Origin of the sequence: Microbacterium sp. SSM24 (assembly GCF_025989145.1) — a bacterium.
Classification (GTDB): Bacteria; Actinomycetota; Actinomycetes; order Actinomycetales; family Microbacteriaceae; genus Microbacterium.
In genome coordinates this window covers 977,046-993,187 of sequence record NZ_JAPDNQ010000001.1, presented here as the reverse complement: position 1 = coordinate 993,187, position 16,142 = coordinate 977,046, and the positions used below count along the sequence as shown (strand labels likewise).

At 66.5% G+C, this 16,142-nt stretch carries 13 protein-coding genes; 9 read left to right on the top strand and 4 right to left on the bottom strand.

The annotated features are described in order from the left end of the window. Positions 1-7: 7 nt before the first annotated feature. Together OL358_RS04605 and OL358_RS04600 are read left to right on the top strand one after the other, a co-directional pair. A complete protein-coding gene (locus OL358_RS04605; protein WP_264708766.1) occupies positions 8-1,111 on the top strand; it encodes a serine hydrolase domain-containing protein in 1,104 nt (367 codons plus the stop codon). Between the two features lie 55 nt (positions 1,112-1,166). Continuing rightward, the gene (locus OL358_RS04600) at positions 1,167-1,832 is read left to right on the top strand and encodes an IclR family transcriptional regulator (protein WP_264708765.1); all 666 of its coding nucleotides are present in this window, start codon (positions 1,167-1,169) and stop codon (positions 1,830-1,832) included. A 16-nt stretch (positions 1,833-1,848) separates the two neighbouring features. Here OL358_RS04600 and fahA read toward each other — a convergent pair whose 3' ends face one another. After that, on the bottom strand, positions 1,849-3,045 hold the full coding sequence (gene fahA, locus OL358_RS04595) for a fumarylacetoacetase (RefSeq protein ID WP_264708764.1): 1,197 nt from the start codon (positions 3,043-3,045) through the stop codon (positions 1,849-1,851). Beyond that, on the bottom strand, positions 3,042-3,923 hold the full coding sequence (locus tag OL358_RS04590) for a hypothetical protein (RefSeq protein ID WP_264708763.1): 882 nt from the start codon (positions 3,921-3,923) through the stop codon (positions 3,042-3,044). Before OL358_RS04590 ends, fahA begins: the two co-directional genes overlap by 4 nt. A 68-nt stretch (positions 3,924-3,991) precedes the next feature. Here OL358_RS04590 and OL358_RS04585 point away from each other — a divergent pair, with 68 nt between their 5' ends. The 6 genes from OL358_RS04585 (at position 3,992) to OL358_RS04560 (ending at position 12,543) form a co-directional block, all read left to right on the top strand. Next, positions 3,992-5,200, top strand: a complete 1,209-nt coding sequence (locus OL358_RS04585) for a homogentisate 1,2-dioxygenase (protein WP_264708762.1) — start codon at positions 3,992-3,994, stop codon at positions 5,198-5,200. 14 nt (positions 5,201-5,214) lie between these two features. Continuing rightward, a complete protein-coding gene (locus OL358_RS04580; RefSeq protein ID WP_264708761.1) occupies positions 5,215-7,503 on the top strand; it encodes a cytochrome P450/oxidoreductase in 2,289 nt (762 codons plus the stop codon). Positions 7,504-7,891: 388 nt separating this feature from the next. Further along, a complete protein-coding gene (locus OL358_RS04575) occupies positions 7,892-8,902 on the top strand; it encodes a Gfo/Idh/MocA family protein (RefSeq protein WP_264708760.1) in 1,011 nt (336 codons plus the stop codon). Next, positions 8,895-10,409 carry a sugar ABC transporter ATP-binding protein gene (locus OL358_RS04570; RefSeq protein ID WP_264708759.1) on the top strand — a complete coding sequence of 505 codons (1,515 nt, stop codon included), beginning with the start codon at positions 8,895-8,897 and terminating at the stop codon, positions 10,407-10,409. The genes OL358_RS04575 and OL358_RS04570 overlap by 8 nt, the downstream gene beginning before the upstream one ends. Next, positions 10,409-11,416 (top strand): ABC transporter permease, encoded by a 1,008-nt coding sequence (locus OL358_RS04565; protein WP_264708758.1) that lies wholly within the window; start codon positions 10,409-10,411, stop codon positions 11,414-11,416. Before OL358_RS04570 ends, OL358_RS04565 begins: the two co-directional genes overlap by 1 nt. After that, positions 11,413-12,543 (top strand): substrate-binding domain-containing protein, encoded by a 1,131-nt coding sequence (locus tag OL358_RS04560; protein WP_264708757.1) that lies wholly within the window; start codon positions 11,413-11,415, stop codon positions 12,541-12,543. The genes OL358_RS04565 and OL358_RS04560 overlap by 4 nt, the downstream gene beginning before the upstream one ends. A 181-nt stretch (positions 12,544-12,724) precedes the next feature. On the opposite strand, the gene OL358_RS04555 is transcribed toward OL358_RS04560, so the two are convergent. Then, positions 12,725-13,606, bottom strand: coding sequence for a PaaX family transcriptional regulator C-terminal domain-containing protein (locus OL358_RS04555; protein ID WP_264708756.1), 882 nt, complete (start codon positions 13,604-13,606; stop codon positions 12,725-12,727). 102 nt (positions 13,607-13,708) lie between these two features. Continuing rightward, positions 13,709-14,557: a helix-turn-helix domain-containing protein gene (locus OL358_RS04550; protein WP_264708755.1), complete on the bottom strand. Its 849-nt coding sequence runs from the start codon at positions 14,555-14,557 to the stop codon at positions 13,709-13,711. A 177-nt stretch (positions 14,558-14,734) separates the two neighbouring features. Here OL358_RS04550 and OL358_RS04545 point away from each other — a divergent pair, with 177 nt between their 5' ends. Further along, the gene (locus OL358_RS04545; protein ID WP_264708754.1) at positions 14,735-16,120 is read left to right on the top strand and encodes a tryptophanase; all 1,386 of its coding nucleotides are present in this window, start codon (positions 14,735-14,737) and stop codon (positions 16,118-16,120) included. The last annotated feature ends 22 nt before the right edge of the window (positions 16,121-16,142 follow it).

Sequence of the window (16,142 nt, the reverse complement as noted above, 5' to 3'; positions counted from 1 at the left end):
GATCGCGATGACGGTCGTTGTCGTCGACGGCTTCGTCGAAGCCGAGTACGGGCCGATCGCCGACGTGTTCGCCCGGCTCTCCGCGTCACATCCCCAGTCGGGCGGCGCGCTCTGCGTCTACCAGCACGGTCGGGAAGTGGTGCGGCTGGGTGTCGGCGGGATGTCGACGGCGACGCGCCTCGTGGTCTTCTCGGTCTCCAAGCTGATCCTTTCGCTTGCGGTGCACCGGGCCGTTTCCCGAGGAGATCTCGACCTCAATGAAGACGTGGGCTCGATCTGGCGATCGTTCGCGGATGCTGGAGGGCGCGGCATCCGCATCAGCGATGTACTGGCGCACCGCACATCGCTCGCCGCACTCGACGTCGACATGGCCCTCACCGAGATCCTCGATGGCGGCGACCGCGCGGCCGTCCTCGCAGCCGCGCCCTTCGCGCGCGCGACACGTGATCACGGCTACCATGCCGTGACGTTCGGGACGCTGATGGGCGCTGTCCTCGAGGCTCGCTACGGGCTGGAGGTCGGAGAGTGGCTCGCGCGGGAGCTCGGGCCCGTGGGGGAAGGCATTCAGCTGGGGGCGGGACCGGAGGGAGTCGAGCCGATCAGATTCGCCCAGCCGGTTGAGACAATCGCGCAGTTCCGCGGAATCGGGCTGCGCGACGGACTTCTCGAGGCGCTCACGTCCGATCCTCAGACGTTCAACTCGGCCGGCTTCCTCGCCGCGGGACTGCCCTCGATGGGGGTGGTGACCTCAGCCGACGCTCTCGCGCGGCTCATGGCCTCGACCATGGGGGAGGTCGACGGATTCCGTCTGCTCGACGATCGCGCCCTCGCAGACATGACCGCACCGCAGTCGTGGGGCACCGATCGGGTGCTCGGAGTCGACACCGCGTTCGGGCTCGGGCCACAGCTGCCGTTCGCCAGGCTCCCCATGACCGGCCCCTCCTCGTTCGGACACGAGGGAGCGGGTGGATGCGTGGCATTCGCCGATCCGCGGACGGGGCTGGCGGTGGCGTTCACCACGAACGTCTTTCCCGCCGCGCCTGGCGCCAGCCCGGTGCTGCTGGCGCTGCTCCCGACACTCGCGCTGCTCGCCGACGCCGGTGCGGGATGATCGCGGCGATCGAACCGCGCTTCACGCGGCCGGTAGAGTCGGACGCGGAGGGCGGATGTCGACACTGCAGACCCTTGACCGGGGCATCACCGCGCTGTTCGTGATCGCCTCCCGCCCGGACGGCATATCGATCGCCGATCTCTCATCCGAGCTCGATGTCCCTCGGGCGAGCGCGTATCGCATCGTCAACACGCTCGAAGCACATGGCCTGATCCGTCGGGGTGCGGATGGTGCGCTCCGACTCGGCGGGTCCATCACGCTGCTGGCGGCGGCGTTCTGGCCGGGCTTCCTGGAGCAGGTGCGCCCCGTCCTTCAGTCTCTCGCGGAGGCATCGGGGGCGACCTCGTTCCTTTCGATCGCTCAAGGCCGGGACTGCATCGTCGTCGCAACGGCAGAACCGTCCAAGCCGATCCTCCGAGTCGGATATCGCGTCGGGAGCCGGCATCCCCTCGACCGTGGTGCTGCGGGCGTCGCGATCCTTGCGGGACGCCCTGCCGGGCCCGACGATGCAGCCGCGGTTCGGGCTGCGAGGCTCGACGGATTCAGTGTGACGCGGGGCCAGTTGCAGCCGGGTGCCGTCGGCGTCGCGACGTGGATCGTGCGTCGGGAGGAAACCGTCCCCGAACTGAGCATCGGCATCGTCGCACTCGAGGGGATCGACGTCGCAGCCGCTGCTGCGGCGGTGCTCACCGCCGCGAGCGAGTCCGCCGCCCTGACCTGAATCCGCTCATCCGCCGTCAGACGGCCGGAACGATCGTGCCGCGGACCTCTCCGAGTGTGATGCCTCCGAACTCGCCTTGTGCCTGGTAGCGCAGCACGACCTCGTCGCCGTCCAGGAGGAATGACCGGTCGGCGCCTGCCGATGGCCAGGGATGCGCTCCGTTCCAGCTCAACTCCAGGAGAGAGCCGCGCTGGTCGCGGTCGGGACCCGAGATGGTGCCGGAGGCATACAGATCGCCTGTTCGGAGTGAGGCTCCGTTGGAGGTCATGTGGGCGAGCATCTGGCCCGGAGACCAGTACATCTCACGGTAGGGCGGCTGCGAGATGACGTGACCGCCGATCTCGACGGACACCCGGACATCGAGGCCGCCGTCGTCGGTGCCTCGAAGGTGGGGAAGCGGATCCGGAGACTGGTCGGGCAGTTCGCAGCGTGCTGCCAGCAGAGCCTCCATCGGCGTGATCCACGTCGAGATCGTGGTCGCGAAGGACTTGCCGAGGTGGGGACCGAGGGGCACGTACTCCCACGCCTGGATGTCGCGCGCCGACCAGTCGTTGACTCCGACGACGCCGAAGACGTGCTGATCGAACTCATCCACCGATACACGCTGGCCGAGTTCGCTCGGAACGCCGACGACGAACCCCAGCTCAGCCTCGATGTCGAGCGACTCGGACGGGCCGAATATCGGTCCGTCCGGACCTCTGCGCTGGCCTCGAGGACGCACGATCGGGGTGCCGCTGGGAACGATGGTGCCCGATCGACCGTGATAGCTCACCGGCAGATGGCGCCAGTTCGGCAGTAGCGGCTCCTGGTCAGGGCGGAACAGCCGACCGACATTCGCGGCGTGATGAAGCGATGCGTAGAAGTCGACGTAGTCGGGAACATCGACGGGGAGGAGCATCGTCACATCGTCGACGGGCATCAGCTCCGGTTCCAGCCGAAGTGCTTCGTCGGCGTCGGCGATGATTCGGCGAAGTGTCGCCCGCACGTCGCTCCATGTGCGCGTGCCCGCCTCGAGGAAGCGGTTCAGCGTCGGCTCCGTGAAGAGCTCCTCCCACGGGGTTCCCGTCAGTGCGATGGCCGCATCGAGGGCGAAGTCGCCGACCCTGACACCGACGCGCACCTCGTCCGAGGGCAGAGCCCATCGCCCGAACGGGAGGTGGTCGCTCCCGAATCCCGATCCGCTCGCGCCGGGGACCCAGGTCGGATCGCTCACGCCGCCACCTCCTCGTCGAGAAGTCCGAGTGCGCGCAGATCGTCGAGCGGCTCACTGATGCTGCACGAGCCGTAAGACACGAAGAGCGCTCGAGCGCCGGACACGTCCCCAGGGTCGAGCTCGCGCACCGCGGATGCCACGGCGGCAGCATCCTTCCGTGAGAGCGCCGCCGCGATGTCCGATACGTCCCCGCCGTCTCGGGCGACCGCCGCCGCCCAGAGGATGTTGAGGAAGCCGTGATGTTCGAAGCCCGTTCGATCGTCGCGGTGGCGAATCGCGCTGTGCAGTCCCGCCGTGCATTTGAATTCCACGCCTTGCGCATTGGCGCGCCAGATCACGGCGGCAAGGTCGTCCACGGAGGGAAACGCCTCGGCCACCAGTCCGCCCGTGCGAAGTTTCAGGGCTGCGCGGGCGTCCGTGAGGGCGCCCAGTGTCGCCGTGGGCGCCTCGTGCAGGAGAGGCCAGCCCGGCTCGACGAAGAGAGACGGCGCCGGGCCCGCAGGTTCTCGACGGTCGAGCGCATCGCGCGCGTCGACGATCGCGGTCACCGCTTCACGCCACGCCCGCACACCGGTGGGCAGCTCGACTGCGGCGAGGGTGAGCCGCGGGTGCCTCATCACCTCGAGCAGCGCCGCGCCGACACCGGTGGAGGCGATCACGCTGACGTCGATCGGGTCGTCGAGGGCGCTCGCGTGAAGGGCGGCGTCGTGCAGGGCGGCGGTCGGAACGGTGAGGGGGCCGACGATCGACGTCAGCCACGGATCGGCGCGATAGGCGGCGTGGGCGATCACGGCGTCGGCCAGGGGCAGCTCGCCCGGCGGGAAGATCGCGGCATCGTCGATGAGGCCACGGAGGAAGGGAGGCGCCTGGGTTGACATGTGCACAATCGTAGCGGATCATTTACGCATAGTGAACGTGCACTTGCACATAGTGGAAAGAGCAGACAATGGCGTTCTATCGCGAAATGGGGCGGGTCCCTCGCCACCGACACACCCAGTTCCGTTCGGACGATGGGGCCCTGTACTACGAGGAGCTCATGGGTGAAGAGGGATTCTCCTCGGACTCCTCGCTGCTGTATCACACGGGTGTGCCGTCGGGAATCGTCGACAGCCAGGCCTGGGAACTCGGCGATCTCAGCACCGTCGCGAACCATCCGCTCCGCCCGATCCATCTCCGGTTGCACGACCTGTTCACGGACGCGTCGGGTCCCGTCGACGCGGTCCGCGGGCGGCGCCTGGTGCTGGCCAACGGCGACGTGCGCATCTCCTATGTGGTCGCCGATGTCGCGTCGCCGCTGTACCGCAACGCGATCGGCGACGAATGCGTCTATGTGGAAGCAGGATCGGGCGTCGTGGAGACGGTGTTCGGCGCGCTCGAATACGGGGCGGGAGACTACATCGTCATTCCTCGCGCGACGACTCATCGATGGGTACCCGCACAGAAGAGCCGGCTGTACGCGATCGAGGCCAACAGCCATATCGTGCCGCCCCGGCGCTATCTGTCCAAGTTCGGTCAGCTCCTCGAACATGCGCCCTACTGCGAGCGCGACCTGCGTGGTCCGTCGGAGCTCATCGTCGAGGAGGGTGCCGACGTCCCCGTCTACGTGAAGCACCGCGGCCACGGGCCGCTCGGCATCGTGGGATCGATCCTGGTTTACGACACGCATCCGTTCGATGTGATCGGGTGGGACGGCTGCCTCTATCCGTTCGCGTTCAACATCGCCGACTACATGCCCATCACAGGCAAGCTGCACCAGCCGCCCCCGGTGCACCAGGTATTCGAGGGCAACAACTTCGTGATCTGCAACTTCCTTCCCCGCAAGGTCGATTACCACGAGCTCGCGGTTCCGGTCCCGTACTACCACTCCAACGTCGATTCCGACGAAGTCATGTTCTATGTCGACGGCGACTACGAGGCCAGAAAGGGCTCCGGGATCGCGCGCGGGTCGATCTCGCTCCACCCGGGTGGACATGCGCACGGACCCCAGCCGTCAGCGATCGAGGCGTCGCTCGGCGCGGAGTACTTCGACGAGGTCGCGGTCATGGTCGACACGTTCCGTCCGTTGGAGCTGGGAGAGGCCGGGCGCGCGACCGACGACGGAATGTACGCGTGGGCGTGGTCCGGCGGGCGGCGACCGATGGAGTCGACGCCGTGAGCGGATGCCCCATCGTGGGTAGCCCCGGGGGCGCGCCGTCCCTCTGCCCTGTCACCGGGGCGGCCGCCGCCTTCGACCCGTTCTCCCCGGATTACCTCAACGACCCCGCCGGATCACTGAGGTGGTCGCGCGACGATGAGCCCGTGTTCTTCAGCCCGGAGATCGGCTACTGGGTCGTCACCCGTTACGACGATGTGAAGGAAGTCTTCCGCGACAACGTCACATTCTCCCCATCGATCGCGCTGGAGAAGATCACCGCGACCAGCCGTGAGGCCGAAGAAGTGCTCGAATCCTACGGATACGCGATGTCACGGACGTTGGTCAACGAGGACGAGCCGGCACATATGCCGCGTCGCCGCGCGCTCATGGAATCGTTCATACCCGCCGAGCTTGCGCACCACGAGGACATGGTGCGCCGGATCACGCGCGAGTATGTCGACAGGTTCGTCGACTCCGGGCGCGCCGACCTCGTGGACCAGATGCTCTGGGAGGTTCCGCTCACCGTCGCTCTCCACTTCCTGGGCGTGCCCGAGGATGACATGCCGCGGCTGCGCCGCTACTCCGTGGCACACACCGTGAACACGTGGGGTCGCCCAGCACCTGAGCAGCAGGTGGCCGTCGCCGAAGCGGTGGGCGGATTCTGGCAGCTGTCGGGCGAGATCGTCGACAAGATCCGAGTCGACCCGGAGGGTCCGGGTTGGATGCGCTACAGCATCCGGCAGAACGCGCTCATGCCGGATGTCGTGACCGACTCGTACGTCCATTCGATCATGATGGCGGGGATCGTCGCGGCGCATGAGACGACGGCGAATGCGTCGGCGAACGCCATCCGGGTTCTGCTGGAGAACAGGGAGGCATGGGACGACATCTGTCGCGATCCCTCCCTGATACCCAACGCGGTCGAGGAATGCCTGCGGCACTCCGGATCGATCGTCGCGTGGAGGCGGAAGGCGACTGTCGCGACCACGATCGGCGGCGTCCCGATTCCTGCGGACGCCAAGCTTCTGATCGTCCAAGCCTCCGCCAACCACGACGACCGGCATTTCGACCACCCCGACACTCTCGACATCCGTCGCCCGAACGCGGGGGATCATCTGAGCTTCGGGTTCGGCAGCCATCAGTGCATGGGGAAGAACCTCGCACGGATGGAGATGCAGATCTTCCTCGAGGAACTCACGACGCGTCTCCCGCATCTGAGGATCGCCGAGCAGGAGTTCACCTATCTCCCGAACACGTCGTTCCGCGGGCCGGAGCACCTCTGGGTCGAGTGGGACCCCGAGGCCAACCCCGAACGCACCGACCCGCGCATCCGCGACCGACGATTCGAGCTCCAGATCGGCGTGCCTTCGAGCCGGCTCCTGAGTCACAGGCTCACCGTTGCCGATCGAGCCGAGGTCGCAGCCGGCGTCGTCGCGCTGACGCTCGTTCCTGCTCCCGGCTCCCGGCTCCCCGCGTGGAGTCCCGGCGCACATATCGACCTGGAGTGCGGCGAGCTCTCGCGCCAATACTCGCTGTGCGGCGACCCCGAAGACAGGGAGTCGCTGAGGGTCGCGGTCCGTATGGAGGAGAAGAGTCGCGGCGGCTCCCGATGGGTGCATTCTCAGCTGAAGGCCGGTGACCAGGTCGTCGTCCGAGGCCCGCGGAACCACTTCCGGCTTGACCCGTCGGCGGGGTCGTACATCTTCGTCGCGGGCGGCATCGGCATCACTCCCGTCATGGCCCTCGCGCGCGAAGCGCGGCGGCTGGGAAAGTACTACCGCATTCTCTACGCCGGCCGAAGCCGGCAGACGATGCCCTTCGTCGGCGAACTGCTGGAGGAGCACCCCGGCCGAGTGCACCTGTATATCGGGGACGAAGGCACGCGGATGCCCGTCGAGGAGCTGTTCGGGACTACCCATCCCGGTACGCAGGTTTACGCGTGCGGCCCGCAGCGGCTGCTCAGTGCGCTCGAGGACGCGATGGCGGCGTGGCCGCAAGGCTCGCTGCACTCCGAGCACTTCGCGTCAGCCGGAACACTGCTCGACCCCGACAACGAGCACGAATTCGAGATCGAGCTCGTGGACTCGAACCAGACGCTCCTCGTGCCGCGGGATCGCACGGTGCTCCAGGTGCTGCGTGAGGCCAACATCGACGTCCAGAGCGACTGCGAGGAGGGCCTCTGCGGGGCTTGTGAAGTGCGGGTCGTGGCGGGGACGGTCGACCACCGCGACGTGGTCCTGTCCCACGCCGAGAAAGCCGACGGTCGCACGATGATGACCTGCTGCTCACGCGCGTTCGGAGAGCGCATCTCGCTCTCACTCTGAGCAGCTGGACTCGACCTGCTGAATCGGCCCGACTCCGTTCGGGCCGATTCAGCGCTTCGTCACGTGCAACTCGGTGTTCCCGACCCTCCGCGGATCGATATCCGAGACCGCCCCGCCGTCAGTCGCGCTGCACGCAGGCGCGGGCCTCGTAGCTAGCACTTCCCGCTCATCGAGGCAGCCGACTTCCGCTGGTGGTCGGCCTGCGGGGCGAGATGGCGGACGATCGCACCTCATGCGGGACCGAGCGTGCCACCGAGGTGACACGAATTGTCAATCCGCAGTCGTCCCCCTGCAAGACGACGCATGCTGCACCCGCGACAATTCCAGATAACAGACTTCCGATCGGCCTGGCCGGCCAGGGCCGCAAGAGATCAAAGGAGATCGACAGATGTCGTCTAACCGTTGGGGTGTTCTGGGCACCGGATTCATCGCGAGCATGTTCGTACAGGATCTTGCGCTCACAGATGAGGTGTCCGTCGTCGCAGTGGGCTCGCGCACGTCGGAGCGCGCGCAGGATTTCGCTGAACGCCACGGACTCCCCGCGGCCCACGGCTCCTACGAGGATCTGGTCAACGACCCGAACGTCGATCTCGTCTACGTCGCCGTGCCGCACAGTGAGCACATGCGAGCGGCCGAGCTGGCGGTCCGTGCCGGAAAGCCGGTTCTGGTGGAGAAGCCGTTCGCACTCAACGCCACCGACGCGCAGCGCCTACTGGATCTCGCCGAGAGCGAGGGCGTCTTCGTGATGGAGGCGATCTGGTCGCGGTTCCTCCCTCATATGGTCGAGCTCCGGCGCGTCGTGGACAGCGGCGCCATCGGGGAGGTCGTCTCGGTTATCGCCGAGCATGGGCTTCGATTCGACCCAGACCACCCCGAGCATCGTCTGTACGACCCAGCCCTCGGCGGTGGGGCGCTGCTCGACCTCGGCATCTATGCCGTGTCGCTCGTCGCCAGTTTCCTCGACGACGATCTGGACATCGCCGCGCTCGGGACGCTCACGAGCACGAGCGTCGATGCTGTCACCTCGGCCGTCATGCGCGACAGCCAGGGCCGTCACGGATCCATCGTGACCACCCTCTCGTCGGAGCTGCCCAATAGGGCGAGCGTGAACGGAACGAAGGGGCGCATCGAACTCGGCTACAACTACATGATCCCGACGGATCTGCGCGTCGTCACGTTCGGCGACGGCAATCCCGCGGCCGGGGTGGACTTCACCCACTTCGACGGCGGTGTGGACGGCGGACTCGGGTGGCGCTTCGAAGCTCTCGAGGTTGCCCGCCGAGTCGCCGCCGGCGAGCTCGAAAGTCCCGTCGTCCCCCATTCCCTCACGATCAAGACGCTCCGGATCATGGATGAGATCCGCCGGCAAGTGGGTGTGAGCTATGACGTCGATGCCTGAGCCCGCACCCACGTCGCTCGTAGACGCTCGTCAGATCACCGTCTCGTTCGGCGGGATTCCCGTCGTGTCGGCTGTCGATCTTGATCTGCGGCCAGGGGAGGTCGTCGCCCTGCTCGGGGAGAACGGGGCGGGCAAGTCCTCGCTGATGAAGGTGATCGCAGGTGTGTACTCCCCCGATCACGCGGAGATCAGCGTTCTCGGCCATCCCGTTGACATCCGGTCCGTGAGCGATGCCCGCGGTCACGGTATTGCGATGGTCCACCAGGAACTCAACCTGGTCGAGAACCTCTCGATCAGCGAGAACATCGCACTCGGCCGCGAGCCGAGGAACATCATCGGGGTTGTGGACCGTGCCAGCAGCCGCGATCAGGCCGAGCTCGCGCTCGCGCAAGTGGGCTGCACGAAGAATCCGCGCACCATCGTTCGCGGCCTCTCCATCGCCGACCAGCAGCTCGTCGAGATCGCAAAGGCGCTCGCGCAGGACGAGGTCCGCGTACTTCTGATGGACGAGCCGACGAGCTCACTCACAGAGGAACAGACTCATCAGCTGCTCGACCTCATTCGGCGACTTCGCGACTCCGGCTACGCGATCGTGATCACGACGCATCGCATCCCCGAGGCCTTCGCCGTTGCGGACCGGATCGTCGTCATGCGAGACGGGCGCAAGGTCGTCGAGTTCTTCGCTGATGACCCCGAGGCGACGAAGGAGGCCGTCGTCGCCGCGATGATCGGACGGGAGCTGAACGCGCTCTTTCCCGACAAGCGCAGCAACCGGGGCGATCCGGTGCTCGAGGTCGAGGGCTACTCAGGCGGCATCGTCGAAGACGCCGCTCTGGTCGTCCACCGAGGCGAGATCCTGGGGTTGGGTGGGCTGGTCGGGGCGGGGCGCACGGAGCTGGCCCGCCTCATCTTCGGATGCGACCCCAAGACCGCGGGGCGGATCAGGATTGACGGTGCGGACAAGACCATCCGCAGTCCCGGCGAGGCGATGGCCGCCGGGCTCGGCTTCATCCCCGAGGATCGCAAGCGAGACGGCCTCGTCCTCGGCTTCGATGTCGAGAAGAACATCTCACTCCCCAACCTCCCGCAGTGGAGCCGGTTCGGCGTGGTCTCGCTCAGGGAACTCGCCCGAAAGGCGACAGAAGCGATCACTTCGTACCGTGTGCGCACGCGGACTCACCGCCAAGAGGTCGGAACCCTCAGCGGCGGAAATCAGCAGAAGATCGTGCTCGCGAAATGGATGATGACCGAACGCCGGGCGATCATCCTCGACGAGCCGACCCGCGGTGTCGACGTCGGCGCGAGGCAGGAGATCTACCGGACGATCGATGAGATCGCTCGTCGGGGTGTGGCCATTCTCTTGATCTCGAGCGACATGGAAGAGCTCATCGGCATGAGCGATCGCATCGCCGTGATGGCCTCGGGACGCATACGGGGCGTACTCGAACAGGACGAAGTGAGTGCGGCGCGCATCTTCGCGCTCGCGAGCCAACTGGAGGAAGCATGATGCTCGACACGCAGACGACGCGCGGCCCTCAAGCCGCGATGTCGAAAGGAAGCCGCGCATCTGGCGCGGTGCGATGGTTCTTCTCGCTGCCCTCTTCGGGCGCGGTGATCTCCGTCGTCGTCGTCTCGACTTTTCTGGCGTTCGCGAGCCCGCAGTTCCTCACCGTGGAGAATCTCACCTACGTGGCGCGCAGCTTCTCGTTCATCGCGATCGCAGCGATCGGCCAGTTCGTGGTCATCCTCACGCGAGGGATCGATATCTCCTCGGGCTCCGTCATCGGCCTGACCGGCATCGTCACGGCACTTCTGTCCAGCATCGGCGTGCCTGCACCCCTGGCGATCCTCGGCGGTCTCGCGGCCGGCTTCCTGGTCGGACTGACCAACGGGTCCCTGATCGCCGGCCTGGGCCTGGTGTCGTTCATGGTGACCCTCGGCATGCTGAACGTCGTCCGCGGCCTGGACGTCGCCCTCACTCGCGGATACCCGATCTCCAATATCGACCCGGCGATCAAGTACCTCGGCCAAGGGTTCTTCCTCGGCGTTCCGCTGCCGGTCTGGATCATGCTGATCCTTGCCCTCGTGATGTGGTGGGTCATGACGCGCACCGTGTTCGGTCGCCAGGTGTACGCGATCGGCGGGAACGAAGAGGCCGCCCGGCTCTCGGGCGTGAAGGTGCGCCGCATCATCGCCATCGCTTTCATCCTGTCGGCCGTGTTCTCCGGCATCGCGGGGATCCTTCTCACTGCCCGGCTGGGCGTCGCGGACGCGACGATCGGCTTCGGCTATGAACTCGACATCATCGCGGCCGCCGTCATCGGCGGCACCAGCTTCTTCGGCGGCATCGGCAGTGTCGTCGGTGTCATCTGGGGCGCCGCGCTGCTCGGGATCGTGCGCAACGGCATGGCGCTGCTGGGCGTCGACAGCTTCTGGCAGCAAGTCGTCATCGGCGCTGTGATCATCCTCGCGGTGATCATCGACAAGCTCCGAACGCGCTCGGTCAGCCGATGACGCCGCCACCACTGTCCGGCTTTCCCTGGCCGGTCAACTCCAACACAGCGATTCAAAGGAGCATCACCATGATCAGAAGCGGGAAAAGTCCGCGGCGCATTCGCAGCGTCGCCCTCGCTGCCGGCATCGTCGCAGGCCTCTTGCTCACCGGCTGTGCCGGTGGCCAGGCGTCCTCGGGCGGTGATCCTGCGGATGAGGAACTCACCTTCGTCGCCATCTTCAAGGCACTCGGCAACGCTGGTGTGACCGCCGCGCAGACGGGCATGGAAGCCCGCGCCGAGGAGATCGGAAACATCAAGGTCGAGGTCACCGCGCCGACCACTCCCGATGCCGCACAGCAGGTCCAGCTGATCGAGTCGTACGTGCAGCGCGGCGTCGACGGCCTCATGGTGTCCAGCCTCGGCCCCGCCGTCTGCGAGGCGATCAACCAGGCGATCGCTGCCGGCACGCCGGTGATCACCTTCGACTCGGACTGCCCCGATAGCGATCGGCTCACGTATGTCGGGTCGGACAACTACGCGGGCGGCCAGCTGGCCGGCGAACTGTATGCGGAGGCCATCGAAGGCGACACCACGCCGCAGCGCATCGCCATCCTCACGGGTGTGCTCGGAACGGAGAACCTCACGCAGCGCGACGAGGGCTTCACGGATGCGCTCGAGGAAGCAGGTGTGGACTTCACCATCGTCCAGACGGTGCCCGGAAACGACGATGTCGCCAAGTCTGTCGACGCAGTCGAGTCGACGTTGCGCGGCGATCCCACGATCAATGGCTTCTACTTCGACGGACCTTGGCCCTTCCTGGTCGACCAGTCCAACTTGCCCACACTGGTCGAAAAGGCCGAAGCGGGCGAGATCACGGTCGTCGCGTTCGACACGATCCAGCCGGAGATGGATGCTGTTCGCAATGGACTCGCATATGCACTGGTGGGCCAGAAGTACTACGGCTGGGGATATCAGGGCGTCCAGGTGCTCGACCAGATCGTCCGTCACGACGCGACCTTCTCCGACCTGACGGCGACCGGGTTCGACGTTGTCACGCTCGAGGGCGGGGATGGCCGGTTCACACCGGACGAGATGGATGCGCTGTGGGAGACGTTCGACTTCAAGGAGACCCCGATCGAGCCGTGATCTCGGCCTTGTCGCCCAGCGTGACGAGCGGGCCAGCAGTCCCGAAAGGCTGCTGGCCCGCTCGCTCAGTCGGGGCGGCGTCCTTACCGGCGAACACCGTGCGGACGGCTCGTGGCCGCGCTGCGATGGATCGCTCTGTGCGGGATCCAGCTGCGCAGCGCGGGCGGCCCTGCTGAATCGGCTACGTGCTCGCTTCGAGGGGCGGCGCCTTGGCTGTGCCGTGGATCAGGGCGGTGGCATGCTTTCGCGCGAGCGGCCGCAGGGTCGTGTTCATCTCGACGAAGAGCTCCGACGCGATCTCGCCCTTCCAGTTCGGCGGCAGGAGGGAGAGCGGCAGGCCGGGATCGCGGTATGGCAGGCGACGCCAGTCCGTCAGGAGCGGCACATAGATCTCGAAGGCCTCCCGGGGAGTGAACGCCCTCGCCGACATGCGCCGCCTGGCCGGGCGGTAGGCGCTGAGGAAGTCCCCGTACAGCTCTCGCAGCTCGTCGAGATCCCACCAGGTGTCGACACTCCCGCGCAGGCTGCCGGATTTGGCATAGCTGCCGATGAACAGGTCCACGTATGACGACAGCCCGCGTCGGGTCAGCGAGTGATCCGCCTCGGAGACGAGAGTCGCAGGCGCGATCCAGACGCCGGGGGAGACGGTGCCGAATCCGAGTCGGGTCAGCTCGACGCGGATCTCGTGGCGGCGCTGGCGCTCGGACTCCGGCACCGAGAACACTGCCAGCACCCATCCGTCGTCGACGGTCGCGCGCGCCCTCTCGAAGATGCGCACGTCGCCCTCGGAGATGATCTCCAGCGTGGACGTGGCGAGCGAGTAGCCCGCGGCGCGCGCGCGGCGTTCGCTCAGCAGGATGCCTCGCCGCTTGAGTCGCCAGATGGCCGATCGCACGGCCTGGGCGTCGACGCCCAGATCGGCCATCAGCGCGACGACGGCCGAGATCGACAACCAGTTGCCCTCGGGTCTCGCGTACAGGGCGAAGAGGGAGACGATCAGCGGCGCCAGCCCCGCATCCGGCTGACGCCGCCCGTCAGCATCGTTCGTCAAGGGCGGCGCCATGTCTGGAGCCTACCTGAGAGCCCACCTCTCGCGAACGTGCATATCGTGTTGGAGACGACGAGTGCAGCTGCGATACGAATCTTCGATGAGTGCGTTGTCGGATTACGACCAGCGGAGGGTGTGCTCGCTGCGGAACTGCGTCGGGGTGGCGCCGGAGCGCTGTCGGAAGAACTTCGTGAAGTTCGTGGCGTCGTCGAAGCCGAGAGACACCGCGATGGATCCCACGGCGTCGTCGGTGTAGGCGATCAGACGCCTGGCCTCGAGGTAGAGGCGCCGGTCGATGAACTCCTTGGCGCTCACGCCCGCCGCGATCGAGGTCGCGCGGGTGATCGTGCGGGGCGAGTAGCCCATGCGCGCTGCATAAGTGTTCACGGCGAGGCGCTCGCGGTAGTGCTCCTCGACCAGGCCGCGGAAGCTGCGGAAGATGGCGTTCACATCGCCGTCGCGCTCAGGCAGCGGCTCCCCGAGCAGGGCGAGCTGGATCATCAGCACCGCGAGCAGGTGGAGCAGGATGCGCGCACGGGCCGTCTCGGGCCGGCCCGTCGCGGTGAGTTCGTGCTGGAGATGCCGGATGGCCGCGTGGATGTCGTCGTACTGCGCGTCGTCGAGGGCCCATACGCTCGGCAGCAGCGGGTCGTCCACGCGGGACACTCCGGCTGTCGCGTGCGTGACGATCGACTGGCTCGCCAGGACGAGGACCGCGTGCGCCCCATCGTCCAGAGAGACCTGGACGCACTCGCCCGGGTGCAGCCAGGCGAAGGAGCCGCGTGCCAGGCGCCTCTGCTCCAGTTCGATCTCGACCGACGCCTCGCCGTGCTCGATGAAGAGGAGGAGGTGTGCCTCCAGGCGGACGCGGCCGGTGAGGTCGGTGCCGTTGAGCGCGATCTCCGAGGTCGGCGGGTAGTCGAGGATCGAGATCTCCGCGACGTCTACGGTGTGCCGAGTGTCCACGTTCTCCTCGATCTGTCCGATATTCACCACCCGGGGGGCGCCACGCACCTCGTGTGACTTTGCGACGGATCATAGCCTGAACGGGACGTACGTCAAACACTCTGCATACAGATATCCGGCCCCACCCGTGCTGCCCGAGCACGCGGAAAAGGGCGATGATCGAGAGGAACCTTCCCGATGACCAGCGCAAAGTACGCTGAGCCCTTCCGCATCAAGGTGGTCGAGCCGCTGCGGAAGAGCACCGAGGCAGAACGGCGTGAGTGGATCGCCGAAGCCGGCTACAACCTCTTCAAGCTCCGCGCCGAGCACGTGTACATCGACTGCCTCACCGACAGCGGCACGACGGCTATGAGCTCGGCACAGTGGGCGGCCATCATGCTCGGCGACGAGTCGTATGCCGGATCCACGAGCTTCTACCGCTTCGAAGAGAGCGTCCGGGACGTCTTCGGATTCGAGTACGTGATCCCGACGCACCAGGGGCGCGGCGCAGACAACCTGCTCGGGAACATCCTCTTCCGTCCGGGTCAGGCCATCGGCGGCAACCTGCACTTCGACTCGATGCGGGTGCGCGCCGAGTTCTCGCAGGTGCGTGCGGTCGACCTCCTCGCCGAGGAGGGCTACGACACCGTCACGGATCACCCTTTCAAGGGCAATATCGACCTGGACAAGGTCGAGGAGTTCATCGCGACCGAGGGTGTCGAGAACATCCCCGTGATGATGATCACGGTGACGTGCAACAACAACGGCGGTCAGCCGGTCTCGATGGCGAACATTCGTGGGCTGTCGGAGATCTGCCGCGCCCACGGCATCCCGTTCTACATCGATGCCGCCCGCTTCGCGGAGAACGCGTATTTCATCAAGCAGCGCGAGGAGGGCTACGCCGATCACACCGTCAAGGAGATCGCGCGCGAGATGTTTTCGCTGGCGGATGGCGCCATCATGAGCGCGAAGAAGGACGGAATGGTCAACATCGGCGGATTCCTCTGCACGAACAGCCCCGAGGTGTATGCCGTCGCGTCCGAGCTCGTCATGGCGTACGAGGGGTACAAGACGTACGGCGGTCTCGCCGGACGCGACCTCGAAGCGATCGCGGTGGGCATCCAGGAGGGCGTGGAGTTCGACTATCTCGAGGGGCGCATCGGACAGGTCGAGTACCTCGCCGAGCAGCTTCGCGCATACGGAGTGCCGTTCGTCGAGCCCGTCGGGGGCAACGGCGTGTATCTCGACGCTACGCGCTTCTTCCCGGACATCCCGCAGGGCAACCTGCCGGGCGTCGCGCTCGCGATCGAGCTCTACATCCGCACGGGCGTGCGGTGCGTCGAGCTCGGCACCAGCGCATTCACCTATGTCGACGACGAGGGTGTGACGCACTATCCGCGCATCGACCTGGTTCGCGTGGCGATCTCTCGCCGGGTGTACACGAACAGCCACATGGATGTGATCGCCGAGGGTCTCGGCGCCATCCGCGCATCGGGGATCGACTTCCACGGTGTGCGCAAGGTGACCAGCGGCCAGGTCCGCAGCACCGCACACTTCACGTCCGACTACGAACTCATCAAGTAACCAAGAGAAGGAGACGTTCGAT